We start from the raw sequence: 23,887 nt of genomic DNA, 5'->3' as shown, positions 1-23,887 counted from the left end.
TTCTCCTTAACTCATGTAACGGAGGCCAGGGTAGTACGGAAGGGTGTAACGGTGGCGAGGCCATGCAGTATCGAGTACGTTCATATAGCCAGCCGTTATTTGCGCCTGTGTAGACGTCCATGAACCGCTCTTAATCGCCAGAGTGTATGGAACTGAAGCAGGTGCACTGAGGTCAGTAGAAACGTAGTTACGATAGGTTAAAGATGCCTCTGAGAGATTATCCAGCGCGTTACGAATCGCTGTTGAAGTAACTCCATCAATGTTATCGATAGCAAAATGTAAGTCCTGAGTTCCATCACTATTCCTGGCAGGAAGAGCAATATCAATAGCCGCAGCCTGGAATGTCGCAACATCACCATTTTCTGTGGTTGCGGTAATATCATCGAACCCCTTACATAAATAATAAACTTCACTACCGATGTTTATCTGGAGTGTTTCGATAATCACCTCTTCACCAGATGAGGCGTAAAGACGATTCAGAATTGTCACGGTCTGGGCCACTCCCTGTTGAGCACAATATCAATAATGCTGCTGTTGATAATGTAATCCGGGAAATCAGCCCAACCAGGTGCAAGAACTGGCCGTTCCCATAATTCAAGGGTGGCTGTATATCGCCAGTAATTACCCCCCTCAATGGTCGGCCCTTCATAAATATCGACGAACCGGCAAACGTACATGTCGTTAGTGCCAAGAGGTGAGCGAAGAGGCATGTTGAACCAGTCAGCCCCATCTTTGATGGTATCCCTGAACCACGCCTCAAACAGTTGAGCCTCCGGATCTGTAAACAACCATGCCACTGAGGCCTGAGTTGGCGTTGAAGTGTACAGGCGGCGCTGCCTTGCCCTGCCAGATGTAAGTTCTGTTCTCAGTAATGGGCTAACAGGCTTTAACCCGAACCCATCCTGCAATGGAACAGGCAGGCAATCATTCGGATAGTTAATGCTGGTAGTTTTAGCCATTAACCAGTTCTCCTGTTAGTGTTCCAGCGCATCATCGCTTTTGAAATGCTCCCCTTGCCACTTGCCAGGTCACTTGCCGCCTTTTGATAACCAAGCTTTGCTCCTTCTGTAGTTGCTTGTTTCATCATGGCAATCTGAGTGTCGGAGGGGTCTCCGTTCACATTCATGTTTATAACGGGTGAGAAACTAGCCCCCTGCGTGGACTGCTGATTCACCCTGTCGAGTGTTTCATCAAGCTTGGCCGAGGTCTGTGATGTAACGACTCGCTCACCTTTCTGCAGGAGCCACGTCCCGGTTTCAGGAACGCTGTCGATTCCATCGTGCGCCATACCTGCAAGGGCAGAAGTACCAACTGCAGCGACAAGCGGAGCAGTCACTGCCGCCGCCGTTGCCATAGCAGCAGGGGCAAGAGCGGGACCAACGATAGGAATTGCCGCAGTAGATGCATAAGCGGCGATCTGAGCCTGCAAGGATGATGCCTGTGCGTTTGCCAGCATTGATGCCGCTGCGCTTGCCTGAGTGGATTTACCTACCAGCAATTGCACTGCCTGATATACCAGCCATTGTGCCGCCATATCAGAAAGGGTTTTAATTATTGTTTCACCAAGGCCAGAGAAAATATTACTGAAGAAATCACCTAAATCTTCTGCACCGTGCACAAGATCATTAAGGTTGTCAGAAATAACTGAGGTTGCCCCACCAAGAATAGAGGTCATCGCATCTGCAGCTGTCTGATAATAATCAGCTGAATTATCTGCATAATCATTTAACGCATCCATTATTCCGCTTTGCCAGTCACCCATCTGAGCATCAGATTTTTTGTAGTAGTCCTCCTGAATATCAAGACGCTCATCAAGCGCCTGCTGTAGCGCTGCTGTTTCCTGGTCATAAAGAGATTTGCTGATATCGCCGCTTTGGTACTGTTTCTGCAGGTCGGCCTGCCTGTCGAGAAAGCTACGCTGGATATCAAGCAATTCCTTCATGCGCTGGCGGCTCTTGTCGCCCATATCTGCGCCGATAAAATCAGAATCATTTGCTGCCTGGTCATTCTGATTTTGCTTGCGCAAATTAGCGGTAAATTCGACAAGTTTCAGGTTTTCTTCGTTGGCTTTTTTGAGTGAGTTGAGACGGTCTATCTCAGTAGCAAGTTGCTCAAGTCGCTCTTTCTGAGCTGCATTAATTCCTGTTAATTTCCCAGAAGTGAAATCAAAACGCAGCTTCTCAAGCTCGGTTACCTGCTGATTCTTTTTGCCAGTTGTGTCAATTAGCGCTATCTGTCGCTGATAGCTCATTTCCAGAGACTTAAACGCTGATTCCAGTTTCTTGGCCCCGGCATCTGGAGACGATTTACCGTTTGTTTCTCCAGTACCTAAGGAATAGTCATTTCTGGATGAAGATGGTGCACCTATAGTGGCCTGGGCGAGAGGAAGATTATTACCGGCTTTCATGATGGAGAGTCGGCGTTCTAATTGCGCTATTTCAGCTTTTTTCCCTTCAACGTCCATACCAATTCGGTTAAAGCTGGCAAGGAATCCCTGATCTTCTACATCAGCTTTAAGATTGTTGAGGCGGCGCTCTATATCAGTTACAGTTGCGTTGTCACCTACAGCCTTACCGCCTTTGTACAAGTCAATTAGCTTCCCTGCTTCAGCACCAACTTTAACAAGCCATGTCGCGAGGTCAACAACACCACCAACCAGGTCTGTCAACCCCTGAATAACCTGAGGATCTTTGAATACATCCCCCATGTCAGTGATCGCGTTCTGTAATCCTGACAGGTCAACATTGGCCAGGCCGGTTGCAATCTCAATTTTTACGCCGTATACCTGCGTCTCCATGTCCTCAAACAAGGAGTTTACTTTCACCAACTTTTCGATATCAGCATCGTCAGGAGCAACGCCAAACTGTTTTGCCGCGTCCATGTACTGGCGAAGTTTTTCGCCTCCCTGATCGAGCAATGGGAGAAGCTTTGAAAGGTCGTTACCAAGACTTTCAAGGATTGTGGTCTTTTCAGCGTTTGTTTTAATCTTGCCGAGCGCATTGCTGATAGCCAGCAATTGCTTATCTGGTGATTCACCGGCTAATTTTTTAGCCGATAATCCAAGCGCATCTAGAGCATCAACCGCTTCACCCGATTTATTAAGTACAGCATCACCAATTTTATCGCCAATATCCTTGAAGATATCGGCCATCTGGTCGCCGGATACGCCAGCTTTTTCAGCTGCATACTGCCAGGCAAGCAAAGACTGCGTAGACATATTGAGCGACTTAGCCCAACGGTCTGTTTCGGTAATCTGCTTTGACGTTGTTTTTAGCAGGTTGTAACCGGCAACACCGACGCCGATAGCAGCCGCTCTTGCCGCGGTAGCAAAACCAGTAAATGCTACCGCAGCTGCTTTTGCATCAGCCTGAACCTGTTTTCGCCATTTTTGAGATGCTCGTTCTGCCTGGCTTAGACCAGATACAAATCCACCAACCTTAGCTACCAGGTCAATGGTCAACGTTCCGAGTGATTTACCAGCCATGCTATGTCCACTCCTGCATAGCCTGCTCCAGTGAAATGGAAGGCTCGTTAATGTGTGGTGTGAAGTCTGTTACTTTGAAGGAGGGGGAATCTTTTCCACGGTTGACGTTAGCCAGCACAGAAGAAATAAGGCCAGCGGCCCACTCGGTACGCATCATTCCGTTAAGGCTTCCGTACTTTTGACGGTAAAGAACCCAGTCGCGATACTCTGTAACACTAACGCGTTCTTTTGCTTCAGCAATGGTACGACCGCCTATCCCGTTGAGAACTAATTCACACCAGAATTCGTCTTCTGCGCTGAGTTCGCCTTTCCCAGGTCATTAACCTGCTGAATAGCGACAAGCAGAGCAACGGTAAGAGCACCATCAAGTGCGCCGCGCTCAGGGTCTGCTTCGCCAGTGATATCGGCGACAGTGAAAACAGGAGCGCCATTTTCATCACAGATTGATGCAGCGATACGCCCTGCAACACCATCAATCTTACCCACTGCTGAAAGAACATTTGATACCGCATCGTGATAGCCCATTGGCCTGATATAAACGGTAGCTGTGATCTCTTTATCTCCCTGCTTCCAGGTTATTTCCTTCTCAACAGGACGACCAGTGAACGCCCCTGCCTGTTTTAACGAATCCATATTCAGTTTCATTTCTTTCCTCTCAATTTGCGGGGTTTCCCCCGCTCATTAATGCCTGGTTATTAGCTCGTTGGTTGGGCCTTTGGAACCCAAACACCCTGCCCTGAACGCTGAATAGTTGCTGAGGTTTGTACGACCGTATTAGCCTGGAAGTCGAAAGGGAAATCAGAAACATAGCCCTGGAATACATACCAGGTACGCGTATCCGGCAGAGAAAGACCATCTACTGCATCTGGATCACCAGAAGTCGCTACCGTTGGTTCATCCGTTCCATCAGCCCATCCGATAGCGAAAGTCAGATCTGACTGATCACTTGATTCTGCCAGGTTGCTCAACATTACATGGCTGGCGTTTGCCGGGTCAGCGTTGAGAGCAACAGTAGCCTGACCAGGAGTTCGAAGCCCTTTTTTATATCGACGCGTATTGGTTTCACTCAAACAGGTATCTTCAATCTGATCTGCAGGACTACTACCTGGTGAGAACGAAGTAATACATTCAACTTCGCTGACCACACCGTTATTCAGAACGTACATCTGAGTGCCTTGAGTCACTACTGACATAATTATCTCCGGGTATAAAAAAACCGGCTCAAGGCCGGTTGTGGAAGGTTTGTTATCGATTGACTATCCAGTCAACGTCGAAAGAATATCGATACCTGAGCGTCTCAGGGTCTCGCGTCTGATTGCCCCAGCGAACAATGTTGGCTTTTACCTCAATCGCATTACGCATGGCTTTAGCGACCACAATGGCCTCATCAGGGGTATCGGCATAGATATCAACCTGAAGCGAATACATGTCCGCATCAGGTCGTTGGTTGAGAAAATTTTCAGGAGAACCGCTGACGTTCTGCCAGACGGCGTATGGATAAACAACGTTATCGTCCTGAATGCCGAAAGGATAAATTCTTACCGGATTACTTCCGAGTAAGGCAGTGACTTCAGGACTCGACGCGCAAACAGGAAAAATAGGAGCAATCATGCCGTCTCTCCTTTCTTCTGTGCTCGTTTTATGGCTCGGTCAATCCCCGCTTCGTAGTTAACAGAGAAGGTGTTGAAAACCTCAATCAGCCTGGAATTTGCAGCAGCACGAACCAGCGGTTTTGCTGCCATCTTTTCAGTGCCAAACTCAAGAAGACGCCAGTGAGGCGTGGGTGCATCTTTCGCAGTGCTTGGATGCTTTTTTAATACGGCTCCCTGAAGAATGCCTATCCTGAAGGCAAGATCACCGGTTTGTTTAAACATACGACCATTCCAGCGCAGCGCGGCGTTATCAGCGATGCTACGTGCGGTGTGAGGATCGTCGAGCTGCTCTGCGTTTCTCTTTATCTGAGTTACGATAACGTCTCCCGCCTTCCTCAGTGCGGAGCGCCCTGTTTTGCGCTTAGTTTCCGTGGTAATGGCTTCTAACTTACCAAGCAGTGAATCTACACCTTCAAGCTTAAACTCAATGCTGTCAGCCATCTTTAACCCCCTCAGAACATGGAAGTGTCAGGTATTCAAGTCCGCTTTTCGGGTCAGGTAAAATCCCTTCAACGCTGTATATTTTTCCACGGAAGAGGATGCGGTCTTTCTCCTGAATATCGTCTCGAAAACGAATGGTGATTCTGGCAGTAACTTTTACGTTAGCGGCTTGAGCTGTAATGAAGTCACGGACTGATGAAGAAACCACACTGGCATAAACATCTGCCATGTTGTTCCAGGTATATTCCATTGCCCCTGTGGTTGGTGACTGGACAGATGTTCGTCGCTGAATAGTGATGCGGTGACGCAGTTTAGCAAACTCCACGATTACCTCGGTTTACCATCAAGATAGGTCTGCGGTGGCAGCTCATCATCAATTTCATCAACGAGCGTTTTTGCAATCAGAGATATCAGTGTTTCATCCGCCTGAGCCAGACGGTTTATCGCTTCTGCCTGTTTCAGTTGAGACGTTGCCAGCGCTTTCAGTGCCGCCGTTAGTTCGTTTACCTGCTGATCGTTCATAGGCAATCCTCGTCCACTTTTTAATCCACTCGCGCCGTCTGGCGCATCCTGCGCATGCCATACCAACCCCTTAAATAATTGTCGGCTTACGGAGGTCGTAAATCAGCATTGATACAGAAAAAGGAAGCTCTCCCTGTTTCAACTTTTCTTCTTCTTCGCCGCCGCGATTACGGTCCAGATAGCCAAGCAGAACCAACAGAGCAGTCTGAACGCGAGTAAGCGGCTCACCATCAATAAGATTTCCTGATTCATCCACGACAAACGCGCGACTTCCATGAATGTAGGAAAGTATTGCTGCGCTGCCGCCCTGAATTTTTAAGGTAAGGTCTGAATCTCCGTAATCGTCGTCAATACGGAGATGCAACTTAGCCTCTTCGAGCGTCACCAGTTCAATCATTGCTTATCCCTCAGGTCACGCCCCTTCTTGACAGCAAGCGTCCATCCTTTCGATCCTGTCTCACCAGGCTTGTCACAAGTTTTTTCGTTGCAATGCCACATACAACCACCCCATGTGACCGTATCGCCAGGTTGATATTCGGTACCAGATTTGAATACATCGCGATAGATAGTTACCGGGATGTCAAAGGACTTAACTTCAACAGTACCGCTTGCTCTTTCGAGAGAAATTGAGAAGGTCCGCTGGTTATCTTGTTTGATATCAACACCCGACACACCGTCAACAATACATTCCCAGCCCCGCATGCCGTGCGTCTTTTCATGGGCGCGCCAAAGTCCGCCTTTGTGAGTCGCATAGGTACCGCGTGGATAGTTTTTTTTCTCGTCAATGAATGGTTCAAGCTCTATTGCAAGAGCATCACGACCATCGGAACCTGGTTTAGGATCAGGAATCTTTGACAACAAATCCTGAGCGAGCTTTTCAACATCTACCGGTTCAGGAAGTAACGCCTTCACTACCTCTTCGACAAGGGGACGCAGATCATCAACCGTGACGCTTTTACCATCCTTGGGTACTGGAATTGATTCAAAAGCCTGCTTCACCGCGCTTTCGGTAGCATCGGCAATAATCTGGTTAAAGTCTGGTAGTTCTGGTGCCTTCGGTAATTCAATTTCACTTACAGCATCGGCAACCATTTTAGATACATCTGGTATTTCTACTGGTTGGAATTCTGGAATTGACTGTCGAACCTCTTCCAGTTGCTTCTCCAGATTACTGGCTGTTTTCTCCAGCGCTTGCTGAAAGTCATCTGCCATTTTTTTAATGGCTGCTCCAAACTCTTCACCAAGCGCTTTAATCAGGGATAATTCACGTTCATTCATTTTGTTAATAATCCTCTGAGCATTGTTTTCGCTGCGAAAAGTTCAGTCTCACTTAGCGCCTTTCCACTTTCATCAACAGGTGCAATCGCTGTCTGCGTCTGTTGCGTCCCTTTCGCGAATGGGTCTTCTGATGCGTCGCGCCTGGCCAGCGCTGCCAGGCTGAAGTTCTGCTGCTGAAGGAAGAGAGAATCACCACCTTCAACAGGAGGAAGGTTTTCACTTTTACGGGCTTCGTTTGGAGTAAGGATGGTATTTTTAACTCCATCACCCAGCGCTTTCATTCTGCGTTCACTGTCCATTCGTAACAGCGCGCCGATATCAAGCTCAACACGCTTTTTGGCATCCAGTTCGAAAGCTTCTTTCAGGAGTGACTCGATAGACTCAATCAGTACCTGAAGGCACTGCGAGTAATATTGTTGTTCAAGTGCTTCAACGTTATCAGAACTTGGTATTTCGCCAACTCCAGCCTTATATGCCGGGACATGGAAGGCAGAACAAACCATTTCTGCAGAGAGTTTCTGCTGCTCAACAGTCTGCGCATCTACCGCAGACATGGTGATCGCTTTGTATTCTGCGCCACCTGATAACAGTCCAGTCTTTCCTGCATTTTCCCCTGTGTAACCTGCATCCCATGCTTTTTTTATTTCTGTGGCTTTGTCAGCATCAACAGAGCCAGGAATAGTAATAACGCCACTTGGTTTGCCGCCATTTTTAAAGAAGAATGCCGAGCTTTCCTGAATGTGCTTCCCCTGCATTGCGGCGAGTCCGCAGGCGTAGATGGGAGAAATGCCAATAAGAGGATGAAATAGGCAATTAAAGCGATCGTGAATTATTTCGCGTGCAGGTACGGTTACTTGTGCCTGGAGACCACTAATCTGGTCAGGACTGATTTGGTAAAAGACAGAACCGTCATCAGCGACCAACGGGATGACTTTATCCGGATCAAGAATGCGAAGCTCTGTAATTTTCCCGGTATTATTTTTTACCTTCATCACGTAAGTATTACCGCGTGAAAGTTTAGAATTCATCCATGTTTCAAAGAACTGAATTGTGTTCTGAAACTGGTTAGGTTTACTGATTAGTGTGTCGAATTCAGTAGCCGAAACTTCTTTCCATATGCCGTTAGAATCTTTGGCCTGAATGGCTGGAGACATCTTTGAAATGTCACTGGCAATAAGGGTTATGCAGGAAAACACCGCATAATAGGAAAGTACGGTTTCATTCCTGATTTCCATGTTTCTTTGCCAGGCACCTGCGAAAGGTTCTCTGACAAAGGAAAATATCGGAGCCCAGCCGCGAGACGATGGTTGCTGTAGTGCTTTCTCTTTCCGTCTAAAAGGATTCCACATCAAAGAATTCCACATCAGCCATTCTCCGCGTTAACTTTTTTCTTTTTCGGCCCACCAGCTTTTTTACTAGTCACATATTCAGCTTTATGCAGCAGAACCAGCACCTTTGCGCACTGGTCATTCACAATTTTCTCATCACCTGGCAATGAGTCATGTGTACGCTGTAGGTATCTGATCTTTGCCATATGAAATGGCGGGGTTTCCCCCGCCCTCCTTCTTAGCTGGTAGCGCCATTGCTGTAATCAACGCCGGAGATAACAGCTACTGCTGCATCGCGACGGCGTTTCCAGTTAATCCAGCGCTCTGCACGAATGGCCACGCTGTTGGTCTGGAACATGGATACCAGTTCCACTGCCGTTGGTGTGGCGCTGTCATGGGTCGGAGCACTCTGCATTTCCAGAGAAGCTTCGCGAGACATATCAACGGCTACACCGCCATCATCAGCCAGGTACACATCCGGCGCGTTAACCAATACCAACTGATTGCCAACGTACTGGGAGACAATTACTGGCAGCCCCTGGAATGTACCGCCCAGCATGGTCATGTCCGGATACTCTTTCTGGCCCAATGCATTTTTACGCATGGACAGCGTAAGAGCCGTAGTGCTGGACATCAGCCAGACCGCGCCATTCGGCTGCAGGTTGTTGGTAATAAATTGACCAAATGCTGCTGCAGCATCGGTATCCGGATCGCCAGTAGACGTAATCGCAGTAATGCCGTTGGTAATAGATGCAGGTGAAACATCAGCCACTGCCGCTTTTGCCGGGTCGATGAAGTCGGTATCCAGTCGCGCAATCACTGCTTCAGCCAGGGCGTTACGCACCAGAGCATCGGCAGATGGATTTGAGAAACGGATCAGCTCTTCAGTCAGAACTGCGATAGACGCCACTTTGGAAAAACCGAAGGTGATGGTTGCAAAGTCAAACTTGGTCAGAGGCTTGGCTTTACCCTGACCAACCCAGTTAGCAGAACCACCGGAGGTCTGCGCCGGAATGCGCACATTGAACGGCACCTGACGCAGGGACGGGATGTTACCCTGGCCAAAACGTCCGATAATGGTCTGAGGACGCAGATACTCTACGAAATCCTGCGCGTAATCCTGATATTCAACCAGTGCACCAGCCCAGGCAGGGTCTGTGGTGGTACCAGCACTTACCGCAGCTTTCAGAACATGATGGAGTTTGGTGTCATCAGGATACTGGTTTTTCGCAATCTGCAGCGCTTCGGAGCGGCTACCGTTACCAGCTGCCAGAGACTTGGCAAAACGGGCAAATGCGATACCTTTTTCCAGCTTAGGCTCTACACGGATGATGGATGGCGCGTTATTCACCACTGTAACTTCACCAGATGCTGCTTTAGTTACTGGCTTGGCGGTTGATGCCATGCTGGTTTCCATATCACGCAGGCGTTTAAGGTGCTCGTCGACCGCTTTAATTTCAGTAGAGGTGTTGTCGTAGCTTTCTGTTTCTTCCGCATCCAGCGTGCGGCCTTCATCGGCGGCTTTGCTCATGATGTCGTTCAGTGAAGAGGCCAGCGCTGCACGCTTGTTTTCAAAACTTTTGATCTGTTCAGCGATATTCATCGTTGATTTTCCTTTTTGAGAAGATTTATTCGGTGCTGAAGCGCCAGCAGAATTTATGGTTTTAACTACCGGTTTCTCATTGCCGAGCGCGGCGAGTAACTGGCGGTCAAACGACTTAACGGTTTGAATCGAACACTCGGCATTCGCCGGGATCGTTACTGCAGAAACTTCAAGAAGCTCCCATTCAAGAAAATGGATGCCACCAGAGTCGAGATATGCGTATTTAATTGGCTTGAAGCCGATAGACAGGCCTTTCACAAGACCTGATTTGATTGATGCCCACGCTTCTTCAAGCCTGGCCACCAGCTGCGATGGCATGTCAGGTGTTGGCTTAACAAGTTGCGCCGTAATCTGAAGCCCCTCTTTCACTTTCTTTGCAGAACAGTTCCCAATAGGTTGGGTTCTGTCATGCTGCCAGAGGAAAGGGTTTTCACTACCGAACTTCGCACCGTCAGGGTCCATAATGTCGCCGTCACGGTCAGGTGATGGTGTGGAAGCAATCCCGGTGATTATCCGTTTGTCCTCATCCACCGCTTTCACCGTCATGATCGTACATGCGCGGTCAAGCTTCATTTACTGTCCTCCAGAAACGAAAAAACCCGCCGTGGCGGGTCATTAACTGACGTGTTATTTATATAAAAAATACCTGGTAATCTTTCTTCTTCGCTTCAGGATTAAGTGCCATTAGCGAAACGGCATTAAACAAGGCCATAAGGGGGTCAATTTTCCCCTTTCCACTAGCCTGTTTGGTGATAAGGATAGCGTTACCTTTAGGTTCTACCCTGGCATTGCCTACACACCAGGCCATTAATGGCTGTCCACCATGAATAAGCACACCCTCAGCAAGCTTGCGCTCTGTTGTCTTAATCGCACCACCAAGTCTCCATCCCTGGCTGACACCAACCACTGAATCTTCAGGTATTTCAGCTTCAACAAGAGCATCAAGGATCTGACCGACACCAGAAGGGTCAATGCCAATTTTATCCAGCAGTTCCGCATCATTAATACGGCTGACATATTCAGCGACTTCCTCCGTATCCTGTCCTACTCGTTTTACGATAGTCAGGTCACCGGCCTTAACGAAATCGTTGAACCTGGATTCTTCGCTTTTGCGGCGGCGCACAGCTATTTCATGCGCCCAGGCATGGCCCCATCCAATCCACTCTCGGGTTTCTTTGTCACGACCAATAACGTAAAGACCAAGAAGGTCATCAAGGCCACCACCATCTATCCCAACTGTAGCAACCTCAGCTCGCTGAAGGATATCGCTGAATGTTACCGCCCTAATTTGCGGTTCCCAGAAATCAACACCTGCCCATCGGTCACTTCGGAGGTTTAGACCAATTTCGATATTGAGATGTTTCGCAAGGAACTGCTGTAATGTTCCGTCTGTTTTGTTCTGGTTCTTCAGAAGCTGATCGGCAATCCATTCTTCACTTACAGAACGTCCAATATTTGGATTGGTGATGTAGAAATTTTTTGGTTCAAGGTAAGCCTTACTTTCCACCATAGAGTCAGGGAATTCATACAGGACGCCGAGTGTTTTAAGGTCATTAATCTTCCCATCTCGCACAGCTCGCCAGTAATCAAGGCGTTCTTTGAATACACCAGCAGGCGGTTCATCACTTTGCGTAGTCAGGAATATAACCCACCCTTCGTTGCGAGATACCTGACCACCAAGTGCTTCCATAAACATGGCTTCGGCATTAGATCTCTTGCCAAACAACCAAAGCTCATCAACCAGAATGCGCCCAGACTTTTTACCTGAAACAGTATCGGTGTCAGCTGCTACTACTTTTAGTGTATTTCTCGTTACTCGGTGTGTGATGGTGCGGATATGGTCCTGAATCTGGAACATATCAGATAGCTCATCATCGGCGCGTATCATCCCGGCAGCAGGTTTAAAACTGTTATCTGCAACCTCTTTTGTCGGCGCGAGAATCAGGTGCTCTTCATCTTCACGCCAGCACAGGATCAGCGCGGTCAGCATAATCCCTGCTGCGATGGTCGATTTTGTGTTCTTCTTCGAGATAAGCAGCCCATATTCGCGGATTAACTGCTTGCCAGTCTCTGCTTCATAGCCACCGAAGATGGCATTAACAAAGTCAAATACCCATTCCTCAGAGCACTCACCAAATGTTGGCTTTCCTGGTAAATCAGAGACGCGTAACTCTTTGAAGATGCCAAGTGCCTGTTCTGCCTGGTCTGGAAAAATTGGTGGTGGGATGATTGATTGCTTTGCAACCAGAAGAGATTCCCATTCAGGGCAAGCCGTGGTCCATTGAGCCATCGATTACCCCTTGTTATTAACAACAAGCTTCGGGGGTGCCATTGCCCCAAACTTGCTACCCGTAGCTGCGACCTTCGCGGCAGCATGTCTCGCATCCTTTTTACCACCTTCTCCTTTTTTGGGGTGAAGGTATGGGAGCATCGCTTTTGCAGCGTCTTTTCTGACATCCGTCTCTTCTGATACGTCGTTCATCACTGCTTTCAGGAACTCAAGCGGATCATCAAATTCCTTCACCGTTCTGTTAACAACTTTTGGCAGATCATCTGGTTCAGAAACAGCCTGCTCGGCAATGACTTCGGTACCACGTTTTTTATTGATAAACGCGATGATATCCGGGTCTTTTGCCAGCCTGGAACCCTGAGACCTCGCGGTTTTCTCGGAGTAACCGGCCTTTCGGGCTGCTTCAGCCTGGGATGAACCGGACATCAGCGCTTGTGCGAATTTGCGCTTTTGTCCTGTTAACACGTTAACACCCTCCAAAGGGGAAAATTTTCTGCGCGTGAGAGGGGGCGCGGTGTCCAGCGCGATCGGCGTTGACACCCACTGATACCCCCCGGTGTTTGGTCAGAGAATTACGATGCCAGATTGTGATTTATCTTTCGGCACAGAGTGCTTCAGAGCCTCACTGTCAGGCTGGTTCATTGATGCTTCGCGCGATGACTTACCTGAATGGCAATCAATGCACAGCGTCCAGAGGTTGCTCTCATCGTTGTCACCACCGAACTGTAGTGCTATGCGGTGATCAAGTTCACTGTCATGCAGGTCAACCACTCGCTGACACATGCAGCAGTGACCACCGTCGCGAACATAGATACGACGCTTAAGGCTTACCCTTGCGCTACCGCTTATGCGGCGATGCTCACCATAGACAGGCTTTATTCGTCGAGTGTCGATAGCTTTCAGGCGCGGTTGTAGTGTCTTTAACTTAGACATGTAACCTCCATGCTCTGCGGCGTTCTGTTCTTGGCTGATTGTCTCTGGCTGGTTCTACTGGCTGTCCATCAGCGTGGTCAACAAGTGAGTAGCATGGATAGACAACAGGGCCACCGTAAGCATCACCGACTGCATAGTCTGCTGCTTTGCTGTGGTTCCATTTATCCAGCACTCTCTTGATGTGTTGCTGAGGTACGCTGTAGCAGACGCCATGAATAAGACGCGGCAATGTTATGAAGTCAGCTCTGGCCTTATCAGCTGCTATTAGCTTTGATGCTATCTCCAGTTGATACTGTGGTGGACGGCCAGTGCCGAGATAAAATGAACACAGTGCATCAGGATATCGAGAAAGCCACACAGCAATCTTGTCGCGGAATCCAGCGACTGGCATAGCATCATCTTCAAGTACGACAACACGGCATGATTGGTTGGCAGCCCATTCAAGCGCTCGGCGATGATTCCAGTTGGCCCCATGCTCACCTTCATCCAGAAGAAGATGGGCTCCCAAATCGCTTGCCAGAAGAACTGCAGAGGCAAAGCGGTCATGGTGTCCGACCACTACGAACTTCACTTGTGTTTCCACCAAGCTAACTCCTTACCGAAACCGTCTGTTTTAAAGATGGTATGCACCAGAGGTCCGGTAACGATTCGATCACCGAATGACTTTGCAGCCATTCCGAAAGCGCCCATATCCACCTGCGTGGCGGGTGCAGTCTCCATCTTCCAGAATCGGTGGCTTTCAATCAGGTAGTGCTGACGAATGATACGGTGAGCAAACTCCATCACATCTGTTCTACTTCCACCTAACAGACCAGCATTCAACAGCGGTTCATTACGATGCTGCTCGATGAAGTCGCTATATGCTTTTCCATGGTGATTGGCCTTCATCCATTCATCGGAATACGTCTTATGCTCAGACCCAACATATATTTTACCCGGCTGCATTTCTGCCCAGGGCTCTCTAAGCATCTCGACATCGGTACCATCAGTGCACAAGACCAGATCAAATTCAGGATGTGAGCGCAGGTATTGATAGATGTGAAGCCAGCGAGCAAAGTAAGGGCTCATGATCAACTCGGGAACTTCGCACAACTCTACGCCATAAGGTAATACTTTCAGTTCATCCGCCAGGACAACCAGTACTGCACCAGATACTGAATCAGCCCACGACTGTAGAATGCCCGCATCATGTTTCATTCTACCTGTGCGCTGTGGATCTGGCTGACTTGTTAGTAATGTGGTCAAAACAAGATGTGGGTTACTTCGGTAAGAAGTGAAAGCGGTATATCCACTATCACGCCGCGCATTGAAAATACCAACGTTACGCTTCACTAAAGCTTCGCGATCTGGACGAGGGATGGAGCGTGAGCCCTCTTCGTGCTCATCCATTGAGTGAATAAGCTTTTCAGAGCCAACCACATCAGCGAAAGCCCATGTCGATAACCCGGCGTTGTGAATGCGAAGCGCCAGATCGGGATGCTCGTACATGCCACGACCGTATACCGGATCAAAGCCGCCAACCTTATCAATGGCACTGCGGTGGTAATACAGCATTACACCGCGCTGCCCGGTGTAAGCGATATGCTTATCATCCCTGTACAGGACAGTCATATCGTTAATCTTTCGTGGGCCAGCGAGGTCAAGAAACTGATAAGCCAGATGCGGCTCTGGAGATTCGATGTAAGGGAGATGCCAGTTATCAGCGATTGGCCACGCGTCATCATCCCACAGGAAGAGATGCTCACACCCTGCATCCATTAGCGCGGTCAGGCTGGCGTTCTTCGAAGCGACAATACCGCATGATTGGTCATGTCGAAACAGCTTCACGTTAGCCGGTACAACAGCGGCAGGATTTGAGCCATCGTCTATCACAACCACCAGCGCACCAGATGGAAGATGCTTCATATGCTGGTCAATGGCGCGCTTAAGAACTTCCTGACGATTATGGGTTGTGATTGCTATTCCTATGGATGAGCCAACATTCGTTGCTGGGACGTAATTAACACCATTAATAAGAACTTCCATGCTCTTACCCCTGAACTTGTTGCTTCAGATTGTCGAATTTTTCACGACCCATTGAGATAACGAGCTTACAAAGCAGAGAGATTAAAACGTAGGTAACAGCAGTGAAAACCCATCCACTATAAGCAAGCAGACATACAACAATAGTCAAATTAATCCAGTTGAGTGATTTCCTTAAGAAGCCTTGTTTTTTGAATGTTGCCTCTAAGCTACCTATCAGCTTTTCCCTTTTTTCAGGATCAGCATTCACTTCTAATTCTTTTTCAATTGCCCAAATACCGATGCATGAGATCAGGCCGACAAAAATAGCCAGTGCGATGATAATCCAATAAGCAGCTGCTGCTATGGCGGTGAGTGAGGTAACTCCTTCCCATACTGAGTAGGCCAACAATACAACAAGACCAACTGAAAATATTTCGGCCATAAGTTTTGTGATAAATTTCTTCATGTGCGTTTCCTTTTAGACGTGAGCCTGTCGCACGGCAATGCCGCCCGAGAGGTAAACGCAACCTAACGGCATCACCCAGGCTCACTACTGAAAGACTCTCTTTGATGTGCGCGTGCGAAGCGCAATAAAAAAAGCCACCAAATTTGTTATGGTGGCCTTACGTAGAAGTCGGTCTCAGAGATGCTTAGATATAATCTCAGAAATTTTATTTTTAAATAAATTAGCGCTTTCAGTTAATTTCGCTTGGATATCTAACAACTCAATTGCAACAGCGCTCTTTTCTTTTTTCTTCATTGCCGACTCAATGTAGGAATAAATCCCACGCTGGTAATATGTAACCATTTGGCTTTTATTTTCTATTAGCTCAGGAAAGTAGGAGATAATGATAGTGTCTAACCGGTTTAGGTTATCACCGGACTTATTATCTATTAATTGATTTTTTACACTATCAGATATTCCATGCTCATGCGTCATTACGACATCTAAAGTGGACGCGTTAACAACGCCCAAGAAAGCGTCCAGGAGGGAGGTAATCAACCCAATAGCCTCCTCCCCCTTCTCAATAAAAATTTGTCGATTGGCTTTCCATTTCTCGAAATCATACTGTTCGCTACGTTGAAGTTTTGCAGCACGAATATTTTGAGTGTTGTTAATAAAAGCAAATATAGCCGCAATAACTGCACCAGATAAAGCAGCACTAGCCGCTATAATGGCACTTGCATTATCATTAAACCATTCACCCATCGGTAAATCTCCCTAATAGTGTAGGGAGAGTAATGTAGCATTATCACAGGCACTCAGTGAATGCCTGCTGTAATGCCGCTAGTCGTCGAGTTGCAACACACCGTGCTCAAGTGACTCTGAGTAGGCGATCAGCCCTGTGTATTCAGGGATAACCTCGCCATCATCCGCTTCGAATTCCGGGATTGTGCCAGTGGTGATGGTGTATTGGGGCTGACCATCATCTTTCGCGAAGGCTGCCAGGTCTTCAATCTGCTTAGCTGTAAGAACTACTGTCATGCTCATACCTCAGTTGTTAAAAAGCCCCGCTATTGCGAGGCCGTAGTGATTTTATTTGGACAGTTGCGCTGAACAGACCGGTTATGCGTCAACACATCTTTCTTAGTCTGGCGATCCATTACCTCAATGTCGTGCTCGGTTAGGTAGATGATATTCACCCAGTCACAGGCCGTGTCCGTTACTTCAGGTTTTGCGGGTAAATTTTTCGCGCAACTCACGGTCAACATCGTCATCAGGAAGATGATTAACAGTCTGCTGTACATCCATGGCTCCTTTTGTTGTCTCCACCCGGCGTTCTGCAACGGCTTCAGTAGCTGCTGCTCGTTCTTCAGTGCGTTGCTGGTCCGCTTTTGTCTCAGCGATGTTAGTACCGCGTGATTTACCCAGACCAAAAGCACCTGCAATTGCAGCCAGCACAGCAACAGCCAGGCCGATAATCATTTCAAGTCCCATAGCGACCTCATACCAGTGCAGTTTTTGCTTTGGCGTAACGTGCACGGCGGTCGTTAATGCCGTTCTGTCCGCCATTAATGATCTGAGTGATGCGAACCAGATCGTCGGAGTAGCTCAGACATCCGCTGGTGGCGTAGAACCATGCAGCTGATCGTGCAGCGTTGATATCCTTTTCCAGCAATTCAGGGTTACTGACTAAATCCAGTTTTAATCCCGTTCCGCAGCGGCGGTAATTATCAAGACCGGTAATCTGAATCAGCCCACGGCCACGATATTTCCACCCATCACCTGATGCTTTATTACCGAGGCGATTGCTGTACACAAGATTTGCAATGGCTGGCTGATTGGCTACCTGCCCTTTTTCTTTGTCACGCCCAAGCATATATGCCTGATAGTTCGTGATACGGCGTCCAAAGGTGGTCAGCAGAGCGGCTGGGGTGTAGTTGAAGCTCTCCACCATCGCAGAGAATCCCGCTGATTCATGTCCTGACTGAGCAATAAACATTGCCTGGTCTTCAGGCTTAACAATGCCGAACTCTTTCATTGCCGCGTCAATGTGCGGAAACCAGCGCGAAGCTAACCCGGCGCTTACACCAGCCGCCTGTTGAAATTGTGATTGGTTCATTAATGCCTCAGCGTATCAACGAGACGCGCTACGTTCCCACGAGCCCATAAGACGGCAGCGCAAATAAGAAGGTTTACGATGACCACCATCCAGTGTGACTCCTGGTAGAGGCCAAACAAATATCGGAATGGAACGCTGGCATAAACCAGCACAACGAAGTACGCCAGCAATGATATAGCGGGGCGATGTCTTGCCCCTTCACGCTGGTAGAACATCAGGACAAGGACGATGACCGCACAAATACCTGCATTCACCATCGCTGACGGATCACTTGTTACCATTGCTTGCCCCTCCTCCACGGAATCGCGAAAGAATACTGAACAGGCTTCCCAAATCCTGACTGTTGAAAAATGTGAGCACTTTGATTGTCATCGCCGCCACTACAACAGCACCAAGTGCGTCTAATGGTCTGTCACTGTACCCGGTAGCCTGTGACAACTTTGAACCAACCAGGCCAGCAGCAAGAACGCCAACAATGAATGACGTCATGAAGTAAGCAATCAATCGTACTCGTGTGATATTTGCCGCTGTCGCTACATAAAATACTGCACCAGCGAATGCGCCAAATACCACGCCATAATCAATACCGGTTGCAAGACCAAATACGCTGGCTCCCATCAGGCCACCAGCCGCGACCGTAGTGCCAGAAACAGGATCGGACATTAAGCCCCCTCTTATTGCTGTGAGTCCTCTCAGAACGAGGGGAAAGTGAAAAAATGATGCATTTAGATATAATGAATTATTCTATCTAACGGAGTTACTGCCATGACGGGAAAAGAAACGATTCAAACGATCATTAGCGATATCAGAAAGGCTAGAGATGATGGCATTAAACAATTAGATATAAATGGCCTACTAAAATATCTCGAAGGATTTAAAGAAGATGAAGGTTTGAGCCATGACTTTCAGTTAGAAACTTTAAAAGCAAATCATCAAATTAACGTTGAAGCTTTTAAAGCTAATACTGTCGTAGAAATCGAAGCATTTAAGTCAGTAATTACAGTTGGTGCAAATGCAGCAAGAGCGATACTTATTATCAACGGTGGTGCTGCCATCGCCTTACTAGCTTTTTTAGGAAATATTTGGGAAAAAACATCAGAACCAACCGCTGTAGCAAACATCGCTTTAGCATTGCTCATTTTTTGCGGGGGTGTGCTTGCATCAGGTTTTTGCTCAGGATTTACCTATGTAGCTCAATTTTGCTTCGGCAAAAATCCATTAGATCATGATACCGCTTGGAAAAAATGGGGAAACGCAACAAATATCGCCGCTGTGCTATGTGGATTTGCATCACTGATATTGTTTGGTTGTGGAACGTATAAAGCATTCATTTCAATGGGAGCTCAATTCTTCCCAAGCTAGGCCATAAAAAAACCCGCTCTGTAGCGGGTTCTTAATGTTGGTTGCTCAGTTCGCTTTAACGTCCCGAGCTTAACACAATTTAAGCACTTTCCGCGCAACTATTCAAGTAGAATCTGTCGCTATTTGTGCCGAATGCGTCACACATTGGCTTGTATAGCATCGATTCTGCTACATTTAGCCAAACATCAATCCGGCTTTCACAGGTTCGCAAACACCATTCAGGATGCTTTTCATTTAGGTCTCTTGCCATCGCCTTTTTGCTCAGGCGCTTGATATAACGATCTTCAATAAGAGCGTATAACTTCTTATGCCCTGACTGCACAAGGACACCGCTGAGTACAGCGTTGATGGCCAGCGCTTCTTCATCGGTACAGAACGCCAGGCCGCTTTTATTATTCCCTTCCTGAATCTCTTTGAAGAACGCTTCCAGTTCAGGTTTGCTGATACCAGCTTTCTTCATCCGGCGTAGTGCTTCGTTAATTGCCGTTTTGGTGATTTTCCCGGATGCCAGAAGCTGGTTAAACATGTTCCCACCACTACCACCGCCGATATAAGACCAGCGGCCCCACATGCGCAACTTACCCTGTATCCAAATGCTTTCCAGAGTACGAAGACGAACCATTTCACCAGATTTACCAACTTCAGAAGGATTAATCATTTAGCGTTCTCCACTTACGCCAGCACGCCGATTGCCAGCGCACGATCTATAACCCGAAACACCAGGACCAGTTGGTCACCGTATTTCGATTCAAATGCCACAGGATCAGCATGCAACTCGTCGTGATGCTCTCTGCACAGAGGAATCACAAACAGGTCGTGTGCCTTTGTACCCATTCCACCCTGCCCGTGGCCAATCAGGTGATGGGGGTCGTCAGCCTGCTTGTTACAGCAGACGCACGGCTGGGCCTTAACCCATCTCGTGTATTTCTCATTCACCCAGCGGCGACGCTTGGGTTTAAGCATGAAGGATTCCGGCGTCTCCGGGTCTACCTTCATCGCCACTATCTTTTTCGCTTTCTCCTGTACCAGTTGTTGGGCGGGTAATGCCGGAACAATATCGCTTTCACGTGTTACCGACAGGTGAGTATCTTCCTTCAGACGAAGAGCTTTATGGGCTACGGCTTCAGGTATCTCGTCAGCCAGGTCGTTCCTGACCATCCACCAGCAAAACTCCGGCAGCGTCAGAATGTGGTTCTCACTGAAACCTAATTGTCCGTTTACAACCTTCAGTAGCCAGGATACCAGGTTTTCACGGGCTATGCCCGACAGACCTTCAGTGAACTGATCACGAATTTTTAAGTCACAGCCCCAGCACGTGCGGATTGAGCCAGGCGCATGCCGGGTGATGGTGTAGTTACGATCGTGCCACTCGCTGTGTGGGTACTGACATTCCAGTTTTCTTTCGAGCCAGGCATCAAGTGAATTCAGTCCACCAGCACGATGTATGACCTTCTGATTTTCGAAGACATCGCGCATTAACGGATCGTTCAGAAGCTCCTGAGCAGTCTCCGGCAGCATGCCAGACGGTAACTCAGCCATTGACTCTGCCTGTGGCTCTATAAGAACACGCCCACGTCTGAACAGATGCATCAGTTCACTGCCTGGGCGAAATATCACTACCCCGGTCATCGGTGCCACTTCAGGTGTCAGTAATGCCCTCACGCTACCTGCCCCTTAGCAATATGCTCTGCCCACAGGCCACCAATCCAGCGAACACCCTTGGCGGTGAAGCGGGACTGATTAAACGCGTAATTTGTCTGGTTTGTCGTTCCTGTCTTCACCTCGAAGCGCCCAGCCTCGATATGCTTGCTCTTTGGTGTGAGAACACGGTTAAGCCGGTACATGATGCCGTTCTCAATCAGGAACATCGCAAACTCCGGCTCTTTGGCGTTAAGCAGCTTGGCAACCTGCCGGAATGTCATTGAACCAGTCGCAGTCACATAACGATCGACGAACTCAGCTTTCGGCGCGGCTACTGCCAGTTCTTCACTCAGGCGCTGTTTCTGTTCTGCCAGATCAGCAGCAAGGCGCAGGGCCTCAGGAAGTGACCGGGGAACAATCATTCCGCCGTTTCTCTCCAGTTCCTGCCAGCGGTCAACAAGTCGGGCGGTAAACTCCGGCGATAATTGAGCAACGATTACATAGCTGTCTCGTTTGTTCACTTCGTAGTGATGGTATGTCTGCCCGTTCTGGGGATGGGTGTACTGCAATGCAGCATACCCACCAATCACACCGGAATTCATGAGGCGCTCTATCGTTACGCAGACATTGCTGTGCCGGGAATCAACCAGTTTCGCAATCTCACGGCTGGACATGGTAATCTGCTGCCCTACTGTCGCTGCATGATGGGTCGGACACGTTACTGTTATGCTCATTTGTTGCATGCTCTGTCTCCACTTATCAGGCGGCTGCACCCGCCAAGGTTTCAAATCGGCTGATCGTTATCTCTACCCTTCCAGGCTTTACTACCGGTCCCCACTCGATTGCCATCCGTTTAACCTGACTGTCGTCTTCCAAGACTCTGGCATTCGTCAGTGCGTCGAACAGCGCTTTGTTGTAGTTGTCCAGATCCCGCCGTCTGTTATCTGGCGGGAAAAGAACTATGTTTACCTCAACGTTGACGTTAACTGGTTTCGGTATGCCGCCAAACTGCTCAACAACAGAGGCATAAACGTTCTTCTTGAACTTCCTCCCCATCTCACTTATCAGATGCTTACCCTTTAACGCTCCACGGTCAGGGGCCCGATAATAGGTGTTAACCGTTGGCGGGAATGGCAACGTTAATTTCATTGCTGAACGCCTCTCGCTTCCAGCCATGACAAGGCGCGTTCTTTTGAATCACTATCACCGTTAATGAGTGACTTGATGATCGATATCGCGTCTGCCTCATCATTTCCTGAAATAACGGTGATCCCTCTGGAAACTCCAGGCGCTACTGAGATATATCCCTTCTTCGCTATGGCCTTCACATGCTCCGCTGCCGCGTTCGGTGATGAGCAACCAATCAGCCCTGCCAGTTCACATATCGTTGGAGGGAATCCGAACCGGCGCTGATAGTTCACGATCGAACCAAGTACTTCACTTTGTCTCACAGTAAGATTGTTCACTTCAGCGCTCCTTAATCCGCTTATTCAGAATCCCAACTTCGAGATACAAATGAGATGGTGTAAAGCCAAGCTGCTTAACCATCCCCATGGCACCGTTAAAAATTGGCCTGGCTATTTCGTCACAATTCATGCCAGGGTTAGCCTTGCGTTTAGCAGTTATTTCCTCGTTGCATCTTCTGGCGATGTTACGAAGCGCGTTACGTGCTTCAACGTCCTGCATAAGCCACCTCCAACAACGGAGCAGGTTTACCAACGTAACAAGGAAACATGATTACATCAGGGTTTTCTGCCTGATTTCCCCAGTGATGCCAGCCGGGAGCCGAACAGCGGCTGAACAACTCAATGCGTGATACATCGCCGTACAATTGCTCCAGACGGTAACGCGCTTCTGCTGGCTTCTGGCTGTGTTCGCTGAGTGGGCTGTAAATAACCTGTTTTACGCTCGCATTCTGACGCTCAAGACCTTTCCCTCTGGTGGCGATTAACAGATCCTCGGTATTGGCGCGGGTATAGTTACCACCGTTCATTCGGGTCTGAGCGTTCAACAGGTCGAGGAAGTCGTAAAAGTCCTCTACTCCACCAGCCTGAAGCGCTTTGTTGATGTGCTGCTCAGCCAGTGAGTTAAACTTCACCCAGGTGAATCCCTTCATGGTCCGAACCTTAAACCCCCATGCCTCAGCAAGTTCGATCGCCTCACGGGTATGTGTACCGGTGAACCACATGGCCAGAACGGAATCTTCCGCAGCAAGCTCCCAGACAGGCAGGCGTTTTATGTCGATGAGTTTCATCGTGCCGTAATGGTTTTCCGCTGCACCATTGCTGATGGTGTTTCCGTATTCCCACGGCGGATCAGCGTAAATCAGTGAATAGCCCATTAATGACCTCCCGAAAATCGGCCAGCCAGATAGCATCCGTCTTCGGAAATAACCGCTGGTTTAGCCAGGCCAAGGCATCGCTGACGTTCTGCCAGTATTGCTGCTCGCTCTGATTCAATGGCTGATACGTTGAAAGCCTCCATGTAAATCGTCGCAGCACGGTGAAAGAGACCTTTCGCCTCCAGGCCTTTCGCCGTTTCCATCAGGGCGCTGACTTCAGGAGTTGGTTCAAACACCTCGAAGTGGCAATCTGCTGGCGGTTCCGCGTAGTAACGGAATTGTCGCCCGTCGCGTTTACGCGTTGCCAGCCCAGAACCATGCAGGCGGCAAACGGCGAGTTGGAGCCTGTCCTGGCTGAACTGGGTCAGACCTTCAATGATGTCCCTGGTCGTGGAGCCGGGGTTCATGGCAATAAACATCTGGACCGTTTTCAGAATGCTCATC

Annotated in this window: 36 protein-coding genes; 1 reads left to right on the top strand and 35 read right to left on the bottom strand. The window is 48.5% G+C overall.

Features of this window, described 5'->3' with window-relative positions:
• Positions 1 to 6: 6 nt before the first annotated feature.
• The 27 genes from SK35_RS10060 to SK35_RS09935 form a co-directional block, all read right to left on the bottom strand.
• The gene (locus SK35_RS10060) at positions 7 to 489 is read right to left on the bottom strand and encodes a DUF1833 family protein (RefSeq protein WP_048216109.1); all 483 of its coding nucleotides are present in this window, start codon (positions 487 to 489) and stop codon (positions 7 to 9) included.
• Entirely contained in the window at positions 486 to 959 is a 474-nt protein-coding gene (locus SK35_RS10055) for a hypothetical protein (protein WP_048216108.1), read from the bottom strand. Before SK35_RS10055 ends, SK35_RS10060 begins: the two co-directional genes overlap by 4 nt.
• Entirely contained in the window at positions 959 to 3,484 is a 2,526-nt protein-coding gene (locus tag SK35_RS10050; protein WP_048216107.1) for a phage tail tape measure protein, read from the bottom strand. Before SK35_RS10050 ends, SK35_RS10055 begins: the two co-directional genes overlap by 1 nt.
• A 1-nt stretch (position 3,485) precedes the next feature.
• Entirely contained in the window at positions 3,486 to 3,641 is a 156-nt protein-coding gene (locus tag SK35_RS26845; protein WP_003833939.1) for a phage tail assembly protein T, read from the bottom strand.
• Between the two features lie 110 nt (positions 3,642 to 3,751).
• Positions 3,752 to 4,129, bottom strand: coding sequence for a phage tail assembly chaperone family protein, TAC (locus SK35_RS10040; RefSeq protein ID WP_042063953.1), 378 nt, complete (start codon positions 4,127 to 4,129; stop codon positions 3,752 to 3,754).
• Positions 4,130 to 4,179: 50 nt separating this feature from the next.
• Entirely contained in the window at positions 4,180 to 4,677 is a 498-nt protein-coding gene (locus SK35_RS10035) for a phage tail tube protein (protein WP_048216106.1), read from the bottom strand.
• Between the two features lie 52 nt (positions 4,678 to 4,729).
• Entirely contained in the window at positions 4,730 to 5,095 is a 366-nt protein-coding gene (locus SK35_RS10030; RefSeq protein ID WP_048216105.1) for a DUF3168 domain-containing protein, read from the bottom strand.
• Positions 5,092 to 5,577, bottom strand: coding sequence for an HK97-gp10 family putative phage morphogenesis protein (locus SK35_RS10025; RefSeq protein WP_048216104.1), 486 nt, complete (start codon positions 5,575 to 5,577; stop codon positions 5,092 to 5,094). The genes SK35_RS10030 and SK35_RS10025 overlap by 4 nt, the downstream gene beginning before the upstream one ends.
• On the bottom strand, positions 5,570 to 5,902 hold the full coding sequence (locus SK35_RS10020) for a phage head closure protein (protein WP_048216103.1): 333 nt from the start codon (positions 5,900 to 5,902) through the stop codon (positions 5,570 to 5,572). Before SK35_RS10020 ends, SK35_RS10025 begins: the two co-directional genes overlap by 8 nt.
• A 2-nt stretch (positions 5,903 to 5,904) precedes the next feature.
• Positions 5,905 to 6,099: a hypothetical protein gene (locus tag SK35_RS10015; RefSeq protein WP_048216102.1), complete on the bottom strand. Its 195-nt coding sequence runs from the start codon at positions 6,097 to 6,099 to the stop codon at positions 5,905 to 5,907.
• Between the two features lie 70 nt (positions 6,100 to 6,169).
• Entirely contained in the window at positions 6,170 to 6,496 is a 327-nt protein-coding gene (locus SK35_RS10010) for a head-tail connector protein (RefSeq protein ID WP_048216101.1), read from the bottom strand.
• Positions 6,493 to 7,377, bottom strand: coding sequence for a hypothetical protein (locus SK35_RS10005; RefSeq protein WP_048216100.1), 885 nt, complete (start codon positions 7,375 to 7,377; stop codon positions 6,493 to 6,495). The genes SK35_RS10010 and SK35_RS10005 overlap by 4 nt, the downstream gene beginning before the upstream one ends.
• Positions 7,374 to 8,726: a phage portal protein gene (locus SK35_RS10000; protein ID WP_048216420.1), complete on the bottom strand. Its 1,353-nt coding sequence runs from the start codon at positions 8,724 to 8,726 to the stop codon at positions 7,374 to 7,376. The genes SK35_RS10005 and SK35_RS10000 overlap by 4 nt, the downstream gene beginning before the upstream one ends.
• Before the next feature lie 217 nt (positions 8,727 to 8,943).
• Complete coding sequence (locus SK35_RS09995; protein WP_048216099.1) at positions 8,944 to 10,881, bottom strand: phage major capsid protein; 1,938 nt, start codon at positions 10,879 to 10,881, stop codon at positions 8,944 to 8,946.
• A gap of 58 nt (positions 10,882 to 10,939) precedes the next feature.
• Positions 10,940 to 12,598 carry a terminase large subunit gene (locus SK35_RS09990; protein ID WP_048216098.1) on the bottom strand — a complete coding sequence of 553 codons (1,659 nt, stop codon included), beginning with the start codon at positions 12,596 to 12,598 and terminating at the stop codon, positions 10,940 to 10,942.
• Between the two features lie 3 nt (positions 12,599 to 12,601).
• Positions 12,602 to 13,063 (bottom strand): terminase small subunit, encoded by a 462-nt coding sequence (locus tag SK35_RS09985; RefSeq protein WP_053065171.1) that lies wholly within the window; start codon positions 13,061 to 13,063, stop codon positions 12,602 to 12,604.
• A gap of 99 nt (positions 13,064 to 13,162) precedes the next feature.
• Positions 13,163 to 13,531, bottom strand: coding sequence for an HNH endonuclease (locus SK35_RS09980; protein WP_048216097.1), 369 nt, complete (start codon positions 13,529 to 13,531; stop codon positions 13,163 to 13,165).
• Positions 13,524 to 14,117 carry a hypothetical protein gene (locus tag SK35_RS09975; RefSeq protein ID WP_048216096.1) on the bottom strand — a complete coding sequence of 198 codons (594 nt, stop codon included), beginning with the start codon at positions 14,115 to 14,117 and terminating at the stop codon, positions 13,524 to 13,526. Before SK35_RS09975 ends, SK35_RS09980 begins: the two co-directional genes overlap by 8 nt.
• The gene (locus SK35_RS09970; protein WP_048216095.1) at positions 14,099 to 15,556 is read right to left on the bottom strand and encodes a glycosyltransferase family 2 protein; all 1,458 of its coding nucleotides are present in this window, start codon (positions 15,554 to 15,556) and stop codon (positions 14,099 to 14,101) included. Before SK35_RS09970 ends, SK35_RS09975 begins: the two co-directional genes overlap by 19 nt.
• Before the next feature lie 4 nt (positions 15,557 to 15,560).
• Positions 15,561 to 16,001: a hypothetical protein gene (locus SK35_RS09965; protein ID WP_048216094.1), complete on the bottom strand. Its 441-nt coding sequence runs from the start codon at positions 15,999 to 16,001 to the stop codon at positions 15,561 to 15,563.
• Between the two features lie 174 nt (positions 16,002 to 16,175).
• A complete protein-coding gene (locus tag SK35_RS09960; RefSeq protein WP_048216093.1) occupies positions 16,176 to 16,745 on the bottom strand; it encodes a hypothetical protein in 570 nt (189 codons plus the stop codon).
• 78 nt (positions 16,746 to 16,823) lie between these two features.
• The gene (locus tag SK35_RS09955; RefSeq protein ID WP_048216092.1) at positions 16,824 to 17,021 is read right to left on the bottom strand and encodes a hypothetical protein; all 198 of its coding nucleotides are present in this window, start codon (positions 17,019 to 17,021) and stop codon (positions 16,824 to 16,826) included.
• A 29-nt stretch (positions 17,022 to 17,050) separates the two neighbouring features.
• Positions 17,051 to 17,248 carry a hypothetical protein gene (locus SK35_RS26835; protein WP_032934485.1) on the bottom strand — a complete coding sequence of 66 codons (198 nt, stop codon included), beginning with the start codon at positions 17,246 to 17,248 and terminating at the stop codon, positions 17,051 to 17,053.
• Positions 17,205 to 17,474, bottom strand: a complete 270-nt coding sequence (locus SK35_RS09950) for a hypothetical protein (RefSeq protein ID WP_048216091.1) — start codon at positions 17,472 to 17,474, stop codon at positions 17,205 to 17,207. The genes SK35_RS26835 and SK35_RS09950 overlap by 44 nt, the downstream gene beginning before the upstream one ends.
• A 7-nt stretch (positions 17,475 to 17,481) precedes the next feature.
• Positions 17,482 to 18,099: a glycoside hydrolase family 19 protein gene (locus SK35_RS09945; RefSeq protein ID WP_048216090.1), complete on the bottom strand. Its 618-nt coding sequence runs from the start codon at positions 18,097 to 18,099 to the stop codon at positions 17,482 to 17,484.
• Positions 18,099 to 18,380, bottom strand: a complete 282-nt coding sequence (locus tag SK35_RS09940) for a phage holin family protein (RefSeq protein WP_008323297.1) — start codon at positions 18,378 to 18,380, stop codon at positions 18,099 to 18,101. The genes SK35_RS09945 and SK35_RS09940 overlap by 1 nt, the downstream gene beginning before the upstream one ends.
• Positions 18,367 to 18,762: a phage holin family protein gene (locus tag SK35_RS09935; RefSeq protein ID WP_008323296.1), complete on the bottom strand. Its 396-nt coding sequence runs from the start codon at positions 18,760 to 18,762 to the stop codon at positions 18,367 to 18,369. The genes SK35_RS09940 and SK35_RS09935 overlap by 14 nt, the downstream gene beginning before the upstream one ends.
• Positions 18,763 to 18,864: 102 nt before the next feature.
• Here SK35_RS09935 and SK35_RS09930 point away from each other — a divergent pair, with 102 nt between their 5' ends.
• Positions 18,865 to 19,461: a hypothetical protein gene (locus SK35_RS09930; RefSeq protein ID WP_048216089.1), complete on the top strand. Its 597-nt coding sequence runs from the start codon at positions 18,865 to 18,867 to the stop codon at positions 19,459 to 19,461.
• Between the two features lie 79 nt (positions 19,462 to 19,540).
• Here SK35_RS09930 and SK35_RS09925 read toward each other — a convergent pair whose 3' ends face one another.
• From SK35_RS09925 to SK35_RS09890, 8 genes are read right to left on the bottom strand one after another with little or no spacing between them, the layout of a single operon-like run.
• Positions 19,541 to 20,119: a DUF1133 family protein gene (locus SK35_RS09925; RefSeq protein WP_048216088.1), complete on the bottom strand. Its 579-nt coding sequence runs from the start codon at positions 20,117 to 20,119 to the stop codon at positions 19,541 to 19,543.
• A gap of 14 nt (positions 20,120 to 20,133) precedes the next feature.
• Entirely contained in the window at positions 20,134 to 21,123 is a 990-nt protein-coding gene (locus tag SK35_RS09920; RefSeq protein WP_048216087.1) for a DUF968 domain-containing protein, read from the bottom strand.
• Entirely contained in the window at positions 21,120 to 21,836 is a 717-nt protein-coding gene (locus SK35_RS09915) for a phage antirepressor KilAC domain-containing protein (protein ID WP_048216418.1), read from the bottom strand. Before SK35_RS09915 ends, SK35_RS09920 begins: the two co-directional genes overlap by 4 nt.
• Positions 21,837 to 21,861: 25 nt before the next feature.
• Entirely contained in the window at positions 21,862 to 22,251 is a 390-nt protein-coding gene (locus SK35_RS09910) for a RusA family crossover junction endodeoxyribonuclease (RefSeq protein WP_048216086.1), read from the bottom strand.
• Positions 22,248 to 22,568: a LexA family transcriptional regulator gene (locus SK35_RS09905; protein WP_048216085.1), complete on the bottom strand. Its 321-nt coding sequence runs from the start codon at positions 22,566 to 22,568 to the stop codon at positions 22,248 to 22,250. The genes SK35_RS09910 and SK35_RS09905 overlap by 4 nt, the downstream gene beginning before the upstream one ends.
• Before the next feature lies 1 nt (position 22,569).
• Positions 22,570 to 22,788 carry a hypothetical protein gene (locus SK35_RS09900; protein ID WP_003833987.1) on the bottom strand — a complete coding sequence of 73 codons (219 nt, stop codon included), beginning with the start codon at positions 22,786 to 22,788 and terminating at the stop codon, positions 22,570 to 22,572.
• Complete coding sequence (locus SK35_RS09895; protein WP_048216084.1) at positions 22,775 to 23,443, bottom strand: MT-A70 family methyltransferase; 669 nt, start codon at positions 23,441 to 23,443, stop codon at positions 22,775 to 22,777. The genes SK35_RS09900 and SK35_RS09895 overlap by 14 nt, the downstream gene beginning before the upstream one ends.
• Positions 23,443 to 23,886 (bottom strand): hypothetical protein, encoded by a 444-nt coding sequence (locus tag SK35_RS09890; protein ID WP_048216083.1) that lies wholly within the window; start codon positions 23,884 to 23,886, stop codon positions 23,443 to 23,445. Before SK35_RS09890 ends, SK35_RS09895 begins: the two co-directional genes overlap by 1 nt.
• Between the last annotated feature and the right edge of the window lies 1 nt (position 23,887).

The sequence above is a fragment of the Citrobacter sp. MGH105 genome (genome assembly GCF_001037485.2).
Taxonomy (GTDB): Bacteria; Pseudomonadota; Gammaproteobacteria; order Enterobacterales; family Enterobacteriaceae; genus Citrobacter; species Citrobacter portucalensis.
Note: the sequence above shows the minus strand (reverse complement) of the source record. Positions and strands in the feature narration are given on the sequence as shown.